10 protein-coding genes and 1 pseudogene are annotated in these 11,952 nt (G+C 43.1%); 7 read left to right on the forward strand and 4 right to left on the reverse strand.

The window, feature by feature from the left end:
- Nucleotides 1-212: 212 nt before the first annotated feature.
- From ndhC to V7K50_RS00325, 3 genes are read left to right on the forward strand one after another with little or no spacing between them, the layout of a single operon-like run.
- Nucleotides 213-575, forward strand: coding sequence for a photosynthetic/respiratory NAD(P)H-quinone oxidoreductase subunit C (gene ndhC, locus V7K50_RS00315; RefSeq protein WP_334803458.1), 363 nt, complete (start codon nt 213-215; stop codon nt 573-575).
- A complete protein-coding gene (ndhK, locus tag V7K50_RS00320) occupies nt 566-1,303 on the forward strand; it encodes a photosynthetic/respiratory NAD(P)H-quinone oxidoreductase subunit K (RefSeq protein WP_334956155.1) in 738 nt (245 codons plus the stop codon). Before ndhC ends, ndhK begins: the two co-directional genes overlap by 10 nt.
- Nucleotides 1,296-1,826: an NAD(P)H-quinone oxidoreductase subunit J gene (locus V7K50_RS00325; protein WP_292754800.1), complete on the forward strand. Its 531-nt coding sequence runs from the start codon at nt 1,296-1,298 to the stop codon at nt 1,824-1,826. The genes ndhK and V7K50_RS00325 overlap by 8 nt, the downstream gene beginning before the upstream one ends.
- Before the next feature lie 101 nt (nt 1,827-1,927).
- Here V7K50_RS00325 and V7K50_RS00330 read toward each other — a convergent pair whose 3' ends face one another.
- Nucleotides 1,928-2,836 (reverse strand): Rpn family recombination-promoting nuclease/putative transposase, encoded by a 909-nt coding sequence (locus V7K50_RS00330; RefSeq protein WP_334956156.1) that lies wholly within the window; start codon nt 2,834-2,836, stop codon nt 1,928-1,930.
- Nucleotides 2,837-3,276: 440 nt separating this feature from the next.
- Between V7K50_RS00330 and V7K50_RS00335 the strand changes: the two genes are divergently transcribed.
- Nucleotides 3,277-5,160, forward strand: coding sequence for a bifunctional serine/threonine-protein kinase/formylglycine-generating enzyme family protein (locus tag V7K50_RS00335; protein ID WP_334956158.1), 1,884 nt, complete (start codon nt 3,277-3,279; stop codon nt 5,158-5,160).
- A 490-nt stretch (nt 5,161-5,650) separates the two neighbouring features.
- Here V7K50_RS00335 and V7K50_RS30610 read toward each other — a convergent pair.
- A pseudogene (locus tag V7K50_RS30610) lies at nt 5,651-6,140 on the reverse strand (hypothetical protein); the annotation flags it as partial.
- A 321-nt stretch (nt 6,141-6,461) separates the two neighbouring features.
- On the opposite strand from V7K50_RS30610, the gene V7K50_RS00350 reads away from it, so the two are divergent.
- Nucleotides 6,462-7,283 carry an alpha/beta fold hydrolase gene (locus V7K50_RS00350; protein WP_334956160.1) on the forward strand — a complete coding sequence of 274 codons (822 nt, stop codon included), beginning with the start codon at nt 6,462-6,464 and terminating at the stop codon, nt 7,281-7,283.
- 195 nt (nt 7,284-7,478) lie between these two features.
- Here the strand turns inward: V7K50_RS00350 and V7K50_RS00355 are convergent, their stop codons facing one another.
- Together V7K50_RS00355 and V7K50_RS00360 are read right to left on the reverse strand one after the other, a co-directional pair.
- Entirely contained in the window at nt 7,479-9,101 is a 1,623-nt protein-coding gene (locus tag V7K50_RS00355) for a hydantoinase B/oxoprolinase family protein (RefSeq protein WP_334956162.1), read from the reverse strand.
- Nucleotides 9,102-9,419: 318 nt separating this feature from the next.
- The gene (locus tag V7K50_RS00360) at nt 9,420-9,956 is read right to left on the reverse strand and encodes a P-loop NTPase family protein (protein WP_334956164.1); all 537 of its coding nucleotides are present in this window, start codon (nt 9,954-9,956) and stop codon (nt 9,420-9,422) included.
- 250 nt (nt 9,957-10,206) lie between these two features.
- Here V7K50_RS00360 and V7K50_RS00365 point away from each other — a divergent pair, with 250 nt between their 5' ends.
- On the forward strand, nt 10,207-10,830 hold the full coding sequence (locus V7K50_RS00365; protein WP_334956166.1) for an adenylate kinase family protein: 624 nt from the start codon (nt 10,207-10,209) through the stop codon (nt 10,828-10,830).
- Between the two features lie 333 nt (nt 10,831-11,163).
- Nucleotides 11,164-11,907, forward strand: a complete 744-nt coding sequence (rph, locus tag V7K50_RS00370) for a ribonuclease PH (RefSeq protein WP_334956168.1) — start codon at nt 11,164-11,166, stop codon at nt 11,905-11,907.
- Nucleotides 11,908-11,952: the final 45 nt, after the last annotated feature.

Below are 11,952 nucleotides of genomic sequence, written 5' to 3' on the forward strand. Positions count from 1 at the left end.
CAGATTTCAGAAAAACCAAACAGATATAATGTAAAAGAAAGTTACGCAGTTTGGGGATTGGGTGGGGATTTGGGATTGGTTACTGGGGACTGGGTACTGGGCATTGCTTATCCCCCTTGTCCTCCTTATCTCCCTAGTGCCCCAGTCCCTAGTCCCCAGTCCCCAGTCCCCAGTAACCACTTAAAATACTCCATAAGCGGTAGATACTCATTGTGTTTGTCCTCAACGGTTACGAGTACCTTCTAGGCTTCTTCATCATCTGTAGCCTAGTGCCTGCCTTAGCGCTCTCAGCATCCAAGCTCCTACGACCCAGTAGTTACAGCCCAGAACGGCGCACCACTTATGAATCTGGCATGGAACCCATCGGGGGAGCCTGGATTCAGTTCAACATCCGCTACTACATGTTTGCTCTGGTCTTCGTCGTCTTTGATGTGGAGACTGTTTTCTTGTATCCTTGGGCGGTAGCTTTCCACCGTTTGGGATTATTGGCGTTTATTGAAGCGCTAGTCTTTATTGCAATTCTTGTAGTCGCTTTAGTTTACGCATGGCGTAAAGGAGCTTTGGAATGGTCTTGAATTCTAACTTAACAACTCAGGACAAAGAGCGAATCATCAACCCCATTGAGCGTACTAATGTCACTCAAGACCTTTCAGAAAACGTCATTTTGACGACGGTTGATGATCTCTATGACTGGGCGCGGCTTTCTAGTTTGTGGCCGTTGCTGTTTGGTACTGCTTGCTGCTTTATTGAGTTTGCAGCTTTAATTGGCTCCCGATTTGATTTTGACCGTTTTGGGCTAATTCCCCGTTCTAGCCCCCGCCAAGCCGATTTAATTATTACGGCAGGGACGATTACGATGAAGATGGCTCCTCAACTGGTGCGTCTTTATGAACAAATGCCAGAGCCGAAGTATGTAATTGCGATGGGTGCTTGCACAATTACTGGCGGGATGTTCAGCGTTGATTCCCCTACAGCAGTGCGCGGAGTTGATAAACTGATTCCTGTGGATGTGTATTTGCCTGGTTGTCCTCCCCGTCCAGAAGCAATTATCGACGCAATTATTAAGCTGCGGAAGAAAATTTCCAATGAATCGATGCAAGAGCGGTACAAAATTAAGCAAACCCACCGCTACTACAGCACGACTCATAATTTGAAGCCAGTAGAGGAAATCTTAACTGGTAAGTATTTGCAGTCAGAAACTCGCTATGCACCACCGAAGGAATTGGCGGAAGCGATTGGTATGCCAATACCACCTGCACTGCTGACAGAAAAGGCGCAAAAGGAGGAACAAACCCGTGGCTGAAGAAGAATCTAAACCAGTACCAGCAGCGAAAGAAGAGTCATTGGTACAAGCCGGTAAAGTTTCCCAGTGGTTGACGGAAAATGGCTTTGACCATGAGTTTTTAGCACCAGATAAAAATGGTGTAGAGATAATTAAGGTGGCGGCAGATTTCTTGCTTCCTACCGCTACAGCCCTTTATGCCTACGGGTTTAATTATCTCCAGTTTCAAGGTGGTGTTGACCTTGGACCGGGACAGGAATTTGTAAGTGTGTATCACTTGATTAAAGTCGGTGATAATAGCGATCGCCCCGAAGAAGTTCGAGTTAAAGTGTTCTTACCACGGGAAAACCCCGTAGTGCCTTCTGTGTACTGGATTTGGAAGACCGCAGATTGGCAAGAGCGCGAGTCTTACGATATGTACGGCATTATCTACGAAGGACACCCAAATCTCAAGCGAATTTTAATGCCGGAAGATTGGGTAGGTTGGCCTTTGCGGAAGGATTACATCTCGCCTGATTTCTATGAGTTGCAGGACGCTTATTAGAGATTGCTGAATAGAGATGCAATGAATCGCGTCTGTACAAGATAGTTTCGGCAATGATTAACCCCTTTCCGGTGGCGGAGAGGGGTTATGTTTTTGGTGTTTCATGTCAAATTGGTTGATAAAATCTGCTGTAATTCATTGACTGTATTTACAGTTTTAATTGCCTGTTGAATTGTTTTTAATTTCTGCAAGTCCGTAACTTGAGAGATTATCGGCATCAATTCTAAACCTTGATTGCCAAACTTAATTTCTAATGCTAGTTCAATTCCTGAATATAACTCTTCCTTTCTTCCTCGTTCTTCTCCGCGTGCTTCTCCGCGTGCTTCTCCGCGTGCTTCTCCTCGTTCTTCCCCTTTGCTAAAAATTTCTTGATACCAAGGCGACTGTTCTAAGAGTGCCATATCCCACCTCATAATTTGCTGAACTATTGCACTATCTAATACAAAGGTAGCAAAAAATCCTAATACTGTTTCTAGTTGATTCAATTGTTCATCTGCACGTAATATTCGCAATGCGTCCCGAATCGTAGACTCGTTATCACCTCCTTTAAGGATGGGTACAAATGGAAGTAGTGATGGTAATGGTTGTGCAAAGGCAATGTTTACATCGACTTCCCACAGATTAATGACACGGTAATCTTGAATAGCACGTAAACCAGCAATATTTGATGCATAACTTGTCAATATTTCAGCGTCACTTGCCTTGAGGATATTAATTAGTACTGGGTACGTTGGCAAATTATATTTTTCTTCTGCAAGTGCTGCATAAGCACGCATCCTGCGCGGCATTTCTGGTTGATAGCGCAGTTGTAATTCGTTAAGAACGAGAAATTTTCCATGCTGGGGACTTTCGACACGGATTAAAACATCACTTTCTCGACTTATCCACTGAAATTCTGAGTTGAGAATTTCGCCAGCAACAATATCAGGAATTTGTGTTACCCATTTTACCCAGTTATCAGGTGCAAGGCTGATTAGGCGTTTGGTGCTGACATCGGCGGGTTTGATCATGGGGTTGTAAACGCACTGAAGGTTATAAAATAATTGTACTTAAGAGGATGTTTGAAAAGTGGTTTGGCTGTGATTTTAGGTACTTCTAGATCCCCCCTAACCCCCCTTAAAAAAGGGGGGAACCGGAATCAAAGTCCCCCTTCTTTAAGGGGGATTTAGGGGGATCTAAAACTTTTTATACCGAGAAGAGGACTTTTCAAACATCCTCTAAGACTGGATTACAGATATTCAGATTAGCATCGCACCCAATCTGAGATAATTTGAGACTGTGCGATGTCTACGCAATTACTGAGTAGACAAAACTAAGTACCTTAACCAAACCGTATTGAGAGATGTTGCTCCTCTTCTTTGCGCCGTCTGTGCGTGAAAACAATTATCTTGCCCTAACACCCAGAAATTTGGGACAATAAACCAAAATCCCCACTACCAAGTCAAAAACCATGCCTACGACTGGTACAGTCCTCCGTAACCGCTATAAAATAGTCAAAATCCTCGGAAGTGGCGGATTTGGCGACACTTATTTAGCAGCAGACTTAGACCTACCCAACCAACCCCAATGTGTAGTCAAACACCTCAAACCTAACTCCGACCCCGCAGTATTACAAGTCGTGAGAAGATTATTTGATAGCGAAGCCCAAGTTTTATACCGCTTAGGTAATGATAGCGACCAGATACCGCGACTATTTGCCCACTTTGAAGAACAAGGCGAATTTTATTTAGTCCAAGAATTTGTAGATGGGGAAGATTTAAGCTATGAAGTTATTCCCGGTCAAAAGTTAACAGAAATAGCAGTCACCATACTATTAAAAGAAATCTTAGAAATATTAGCAGTAGTCCACAAAAAAAATATCATTCACCGCGACATCAAGCCACAGAATTTAATGCGTCGTCGGCAAGACGGTAAAATAGTGCTAATTGACTTTGGTGCAGTCAAAGAAGTAAACACCATGATGATGAATCTCCAAGGTCAAACTAGTGTCAGCGTTACCATTGGTAGTCTTGGTTATATGCCAAGTGAACAAGCAGCCGGACAACCAAAGTTAAGCAGCGATGTTTATGCGGTGGGGATGTTAGGGATTCAAGCTTTAACAGGGTTACAACCACACGAACTACCAAAAGACCCTAATGATGGTGAAGTGATTTGGCGCAATTGGGCAAATGTCAGTGAGAAACTGGCAGGTGTTTTAAATAAAATGGTGAGTTATTACTTTCGAGATAGATACCCTTCAGCAGTGGAAGCGTTAGAAGCACTCAAACCGTCAGCGCCACAACAGCCACAATCAACACCAACCATAACAACACCAACCATACAAACACCACCGCCAACAAAAATAATCTCCCCTAACTGGTCACGGCGAAAGGTGATTCAAACTGTTGGGTTTGTGGGTGCTGGGTTGGGTTTGGCAATTGTAGTACCACGTTTTTGGCAGTCTGATTCAGGAGGAACTAAACCAACAAGTAGACCAAGTAGGCTACCATCTATACCAGAAATCACAAAACTTGCTAGTAACCTAAAAACCTTTCAATTTGAAACGGTGATTGTGAATGCACAGGGAAATATCACTAATCGCCGTAATGAACAAGCGAACTATTTTGAAGAAGACTTGGGGAATGGTGTCACGTTGGATATGGTGCAGATACCAGGGGGAACCTTTACGATGGGTTCACCGGAAGGAGAAGCAGAGAGAGGTAAAGATGAAAGTCCACAGCATCAGGTAAAAGTACCTGGGTTCTTTATGGGTAAGTATGAAATCACCCAGGCACACTATCAAGCGATTATGGGGACAAATCCTTCTTATTTCAAAGGTGATAAACGACCTGTAGAAGAAGTAACTTGGGATGAGGCGGTAGAGTTTTGTCAAAAGTTGAGTCAGAAGACAGGAAAAAACTACAGGCTACCCAGTGAAGCCGAATGGGAATATGCTTGTCGTGCAGGGACAACTACACCGTTTTATTTTGGTGAAACCATTACCACAGATTTAGTTAACTATAACGGCAATAATCCTTACGGCTCTGCTCCAAAAGGTGAATCTCGTAAAGAAACAACAAATGTAGGAAAATTTCCACCAAATTCTTTCGGTTTATACGATATGCATGGTAATATATGGGAATGGTGTCAAGATGTGTATAATGATAATTATACAGGCGCACCAACAGATGGTAGTCCGTGGTTAAGTAGTAAACATAATGACATAAGACTAGTGCGTGGCGGTGGTTGGATCTTCGTTGCCGTGATTTGCCGTTCTGCCGATCGGGGTCAGTTCACGCGCGGGTCTAGTAGCTACTATGTTGGTTTTCGCGTGGTGGCGGTGGCTGTGGCGTGAGTACTCCCCAAAGTCAGAGTTGATAAATGGGAATTTACCCTGCGTACATCAGGGAGTCCAGACCTGAACCAGCGAGGAAGGCGACAACCTCCGAATATAAAACCGAGTCGGATAGCTTGGTAGGTTGCAAAACCGAACAGTTGTTCGACTCAATTAATTATTTGATTAAGATAAGACGCGATAAATCGCGTCTGTACAATATACTTTCGGCAAAAACATAACCCCTTTCCGGTGGCGGAGAGGGGTTATGTTTTTGGTGTTTTTATATAAAGTTGGTTGACAAAATTTGCTGTAATTCATTGACTGTATTTACAGTTTTAATTGCCTGGGGAACTCCAAGAAATAAATTATCCAATTTCACTCTCACTCCTTCAAAACGGCTTTTTCTCCCCCTGCCCCCTGCTCCCCTGCCTTAAAAGCGATGGGATATTTATCTGGAAGTCCCCTGTTGAATTGCTTTTAATTTCTGCAAATCCGTAATTTGAGAGATTATTAGTACTGGATATGTTGGCAAATTATATTTTTCTTCTGCAAGTGCTGTGTATGCACGCATCCTGCGCGGCATTTCTGGTTGATATAGGAATCCGATTTGATTTCTGAAAAAATCTAAGTATATGTAGGGGAGCCAGCCGCATGGGCGGGTTTCCCGACTTGAGCGGACTGGCGTTGTGTTACCACGAAGTGTAACGCACCGTATTCTGGGCTTTGGTGCGGCGCTTGGCGACAACACACCCTACGTATTCGTTCAAAAATCAAATATGAATCCTATAGCGCAGTTGTAATTCGTTAAGAACGAGAAATTTTCCATGCTGGGGACTTTCGATACGGATTAAAACATCACTTTCTCGGCTTATCCACTGAAATTCTGAGTTGAGAATTTCGCCAGCAACAATATCAGGAATTTGTGTTACCCATTTTCCCCAGTTATCAGGTGCAAGGCTGATTAAGCGTTTGGTGCTGACATCGGCGGGTTTGATCATGGGGTTGTAAACGCACTCAAAGTTATCAAATAATTATACTTAAGAGGATGTTTGAAAAGTGGTGTGTTGTGATTTTAGGCACTTCTAGATCCCCCCTAACCCCCCTTTTTTAAGGGGGGAACCGGAATCAAAGTCCCCCTTCTTTAAGCAGGGCTGATTGATTCCACAAGAGCGAGAAGTTTGTCAATGTCATGAGAGAGAAATCTTGGTGCAATTGTGATGGAAGCATAACCATTTCGACGGAGTATATTAAGAGCGTTGGCGATGCCTTGCCGAAGGCTTCGCTCGCATAATTGAGAGATTTGCAGGAGCTTATTTACTATGCCCAAGGTTAAGATTAACGGGATTGATTTGTTCTACGACATTAAGGGAACGGGTGAGCCTTTGCTATTAATAGCCGGCTTTCTTTGCGATCATACCTATTGGTCGCTGATCATGCCATCCCTGGTTTCCCAGTATCAAGTCATTCGCTTAGACAACCGAGGTATGGGGAGAAGTTCTGCTCCCGAAAATCCCTATTGTTTGAAACAAATGGCTAGTGATGTTGCAGCATTGCTCGATCGCATCGGCATTAATCAGGTACATCTAGTAGGCCATTCAATGGGTGGCCAGATTGCCCAAGAGCTAGTGTTAGCACACCCTAAAAAGGTACAAAGTCTGATTCTACTTTCATCTTTGGCAAAGGGTGATGCATTATTCAACAGCATCATCGAGACTTGGGGCGACCTTGCTAGTAATGTAGATTTTAAACTTTATGAAAAAGTCGTGTTGCCTTGGATATTTACAGATGAATTCTACTCGATTCCTGGAATGATCGAAGGTCTAATTGAATTTGCCATCAGATATCCTTTCGCGCCTCCAACTCATTCACTTTATCATCACAGCCAAGCCATCCTTAGCAGTGACACAATAGACCGCCTTGAACAAATTCATTGTCCTACTTTAGTTTTGGTTGGTAAACAAGATATTCTCACCCCGCTAAAGTTTTCTCAGCAACTTGCTCAAGGTATTCCCAATGCTGAACTTGTAGTCATTGAACGTGGTGGTCATGGCTTCTTAATTGAGTCGCCTGATGTTCTGGTTTCAGCTATGCTCAATTTCCTGGGTAAGTTGAAGCCAGCTTATAGCAATTTTGGATTTTAGATTTTGGATTTTAGATTTCGGTGAAGCTGCGTGGTGAATTCAGTGTTGGAAAAATTTTGGAAAATGGTATTAGGGACTGATAACAAATAAATTATCCAATCTTGTGGGGTGGGCAACATGAGCGCCTTTGGCTATTGGCGCTCATGTTGCCCGCCCCACAAGAAGTAGTTAAGTATTTTTTTATTTGGAAGTCCCTTAAGAAAATTTACCAAATCCACCACCGCCAGGAGTTTCTATCACAAAAACATCTCCAGTTTTCATCTCTACCGTTGCTGTGCTATCTAAATTCTCTTCAATCCCGTTCTGACGTTGTATCCAGTTGCGTCCTACTTTTCCTCCTTCCCCACCATTTAATCCAAAGGGAGGAACAAGGCGATGACCAGAGAGAATATTAGCTGTCATGGGTTCTAGAAATCGAATGCGGCGGATAACTCCATTACCACCCGAATATTTTCCTTTGCCACCGCTATCGGGACGAAGACTAAAGCTTTCTAAAAGTACAGGATAACGGGTTTCTAAAACTTCTGGATCGGTCAAGCGAGAATTCGTCATGTGGGAATGAACACCATCAGTTCCATCAAAATCAATTCCTGCCCCAGAGCCGCCGCAAATAGTTTCATAATATTGATATTGCTCATTACCAAAAGTAAAATTATTCATCGTTCCTTGAGAAGCAGCCATGACACCCAAAGCACCATATAAAGCATCGACAATGGTTTGAGAAGTTTCTACATTACCCGCGACTACTGCGGCTGGATAGGTTGGGTTGAGCATACAGCCAACCGGGATAATAATTTCTAGAGGATTAAGACACCCAGCATTGAGAGGAATATGATCATCAACTAAAGTACGGAAGACATATAAGACTGCTGCTTGAGTTACAGCTTTGGGTGCATTAAAATTACTATTTAATTGTGGAGAAGTTCCAGTAAAATCAATGGTAGCACTCCGGTTTTCTGAGTGAATCGTCACTTTAACTTGAATTTGTGCCCCATCATCCATTTTATAAGTAAATGAGCCATCCTTGAGAACTGCGATCGCAGTTCTTACAGACTCCTCAGCATTAGCTTGGACGAATTTCATATAAGCTTGAACAGTCTCAAACCCATATTGTGAAACCATTTTACGAAGTTCTTTAACTCCAGTTTCATTTGCAGCAATTTGTGCTTTAAAATCGGCTATATTTTGGTCAGGGTTACGAACCGGATAAGTATGATTTGAGAGATACTGTCTGACTACGGTTTCTCGAAAATTCCCCTCTTCAACCAAGAGGAAATTATCAAAAATAATTCCTTCTTCTTCTACTGTCGTACTATGGGGAGGCATTGAACCGGGAGTAATTCCACCGATATCTGCTTGGTGTCCACGAGAAGCAACAAAAAATAGGGGAGTGGGGAATAGGGAATAGGGAACAGGGAATGAGGATGGGGGAGAGACTTCTTGAATAATTCTCTCTTGTCTCCACTCCCCACTCTCTAGAAAAACAGGGGTAATTGCAGTGACATCAGGGAGATGGGTTCCGCCATTATAGGGATTATTAGATAGATAGATATTTCCCCGTTTCAGGGTGTCGCCTTTGTCATTAATTAAACTGCGGACACTTTCACTCATTGAGCCTAAATGTACGGGAATATGAGGAGCATTAGCGACTAATAATCCAGAAGAGTCAAAAATAGCGCAGGAGAAATCGAGCCTTTCTTTGATATTCACAGATGTTGCTGTGTTTTGCAGAACAATGCCCATTTGTTCGGCGATAAATTGATAAAGGTTTTTGAATATTTCTAAACGAACGGGATCGGGTTGAGATATTGTATACATTTTATGAAGAATTCAGAACTCAGGTGGTCACTGAGCGTAGTCGAAGTGAGTCAGAATTCAGTATGAATTCTGTACGACTGGATGATACTTGGCGATTTGTCGCTCACCGCCTAACTTCGTTGTGGCGGGAGTAAGTAGGTAGACATAATTAAATATAAAATAAACTCCTAGTTTGTAGTGAGCGATTTATCGCTCAGAGCAAGGATTATCAGGACTAAAGTCCTTACTACAAACTTTAAATTTATTTATGCCTAGATACTTACCTTGGAGGTTTAGATGGCAACGTATGACGTTGCCAAAATCGGCGATATATCTCTCTTAAGGTCGATGACTGCGGCGGATTTCTGTAATTTGATCTGCCACATCCAAGAGAGATTTCGGCATCTCTGGCCCTGTGAGAATGATATCGACGTGGGGAGGGCGTTTTGCTAGAAACGCTAAAACTTCCGTTTCAGGAATTAAACCAAAGTTAATCGCTAAACTTAACTCATCTAAAACTACGAGAGAATATTTACTATCACTTACTACCTGCTGTGTATACTGCCACAGCTTTTGTAAGCTTTGGTTTTCCGCCTCGTCTAAATGCGGTGTATCAATACAACGAGGCAAATCACAGCGAATCCAATCTAAATTTTGTCCTAGTTGTATGGGTCTTTCCTGTCCTTGGCGAATTCCTCCTTTGAGGAACTGCACTATTAATACTGGCGTTCCTTGTCCGGCTATTCTCAGTGATTGAGCTATTACACTTGTAAAGAAGTTACGATGAGAGCTAGTGAAAACTTGCACTAGCCCTTCAACTGGGTATGGTAAGGTAAGGATTGAATTGATACTTGGGGTTTCTAGCTGGGCAACCATAGGTTAAGTTCAAAAAGATACAATAATTTTAAGTTTTTCTGCTGGTGTTATTTATTCCAAATCCGCCTGTATAATCAATCTGTTTTTCACAGGTGGGGTGGGTTTGGCAAATTGCAATTCTTAGTCAAACACTAGGCTTATGTTGAAGTCAAGAGTTATTGCCCCTCTTGCTAAATGTTAGATTTGCAGGTTGTTTGGGCAAAACAGACTTAGCAGGTAGTGAATTTGACAGGATGAGGAGTAAAATGTTGTGAGATTGGTGATTCTGGGAGGTTCAGGATCGGGTAAAAGCACTCAAGCACAAAGGCTTTGCAGATATTTTGATATTCCTTTGATTTCTACAGGTGAGATTTTACGGGAAGCAATATCTGGCGACAAGCCGCTACGGTCGTTCCAATGGTCGGAAACTGACCCCCGGACTTCTCTTTCGGTTTACGCTAGCCTGAGTGAACTAGGGTATCACGCACACCCCTATATGCAAAAAGGGGATTTAGTTCCAGATGAAATGATCATTGAATTGATCCGAATTCGCCTCAGACAACCAGATATTAACTGCGATTGGGTTTTAGAAGGTTATCCCCGTACTGCCTTCCAAGCTGAAGAATTAGATTTTTTCTTGGATGATTTAGGACAAAGGTTAGATTGGGTAATTTATCTCCAAGTTCCAGAAGCAGTTATGGTTAGCCGATCCTTGGGGCGATCGCTACCAGATGACCAACCAGAAATCGTGCAGCGCCGTGTAGAATTATTCTACGATCGCACCATTCCCATCCTAGAATACTACGACCGTCGTCGCTGCTTGTTGACCATCAACGGCGACCAGTCACCAGAGATGGTACAGCAAAATATTTTGACTCTCCTTTCAGTTCCTTAGAGAGTGCTGAGTGAGAGAGTTAGGAAAAATTCTTTCCAATGCCCAATCCCCTTTAGGAGTGCTGTTATAGCGGTTCCATTCAGATGCAGTACAACGTTACATCACGAGGTGTAGGGGCACGGCAATGCCGTGCCCCTACGGGTGTACCTCACGTAAACGATAACTGCTATAGCGGATAGCTAAGGTTTAGCCCGTGCTGAGTAAAGAAGTGAGATTCCCCACTCAGCACTCGGAACTCGGAACTCGGAACTCGGAACGGTTTTGCCCAATGCCCAATGCCCAATAACACTAAGGTAATCTTAAGGCAGTATTCTAAAATTTGAGGCAACTCCAATGGCTTGGCAGCGTCCAGATGGCCGTCTTCCTTACGAACTACGTCCCATCAGCTTTTACCCCAATTTCACCCGCTTTGCCCCCGGTTCTGTTCTTGCAAGATGCGGTGATACTCAAGTACTTTGTACCGTTAGCGTTAATAAGGGTGTTCCGAAGTTTCTCGAAGGAACTGGTAAAGGCTGGTTAACTGCTGAGTACCGAATGTTACCATCTGCTACTCAAAAACGCCAAGAAAGGGAATTATTGAAATTATCTGGACGGACGCAAGAAATTCAACGTTTAATTGGCCGCAGCTTACGCGCCGCAGTGGATTTTGAGGCACTGGGAGAACGCACCCTAACTGTGGATGCCGATGTGTTGCAAGCAGACGCAGGAACTCGGACAACAGCCATTACAGGCTCCTTTGTGGCCTTGGCTCATGCAATTTCTAAATTGTTGCAAGAGGGGGTATTAGAGCGATCGCCTTTGTGTGGACAGGTAGCAGCAGTTTCCGTAGGATTACTGGAGGGAGAGCCATTTTTGGATCTTAATTATATCGAAGATGTGTCTGCAACAGTAGATTTTAATGTCGTGATGAATCAACATTTGGGAATCATTGAAGTCCAAGGAACAGCCGAAGAAGGCAGCTTTAGCCGTACTCAGTTGGATCAGTTGCTAGATGTCGCCCAAAAAGGAATTCAAGAATTGTTAATTGCCCAACGGGAAGCGATCGCTAACTGGGAAGATTTGTTTGTGATTAATTAGTTTTATTAATTTTCAATAAGAATTAATAAATGTATCCTTTGTGGC

This window comes from Nostoc sp. (genome assembly GCF_036917135.1).
Lineage (GTDB): Bacteria > Cyanobacteriota > Cyanobacteriia > Cyanobacteriales > Nostocaceae > Nostoc.

Excerpts from the sequence above, each read along its gene's own strand:
- ndhK (WP_334956155.1), top strand. The coding sequence starts at position 566 with ATGGTCTTGAATTCTAACTTAACAACTCAGGACAAAGAGCGAATCATC.
- V7K50_RS00330 (WP_334956156.1), bottom strand. The coding sequence starts at position 2,836 with ATGATCAAACCCGCCGATGTCAGCACCAAACGCCTAATCAGCCTTGCA.
- V7K50_RS00335 (WP_334956158.1), top strand. The coding sequence starts at position 3,277 with ATGCCTACGACTGGTACAGTCCTCCGTAACCGCTATAAAATAGTCAAA.
- V7K50_RS00350 (WP_334956160.1), top strand. The coding sequence starts at position 6,462 with ATGCCCAAGGTTAAGATTAACGGGATTGATTTGTTCTACGACATTAAG.
- V7K50_RS00355 (WP_334956162.1), bottom strand. The coding sequence starts at position 9,101 with ATGTATACAATATCTCAACCCGATCCCGTTCGTTTAGAAATATTCAAA.
- V7K50_RS00360 (WP_334956164.1), bottom strand. The coding sequence starts at position 9,956 with ATGGTTGCCCAGCTAGAAACCCCAAGTATCAATTCAATCCTTACCTTA.
- rph (WP_334956168.1), top strand. The coding sequence starts at position 11,164 with ATGGCTTGGCAGCGTCCAGATGGCCGTCTTCCTTACGAACTACGTCCC.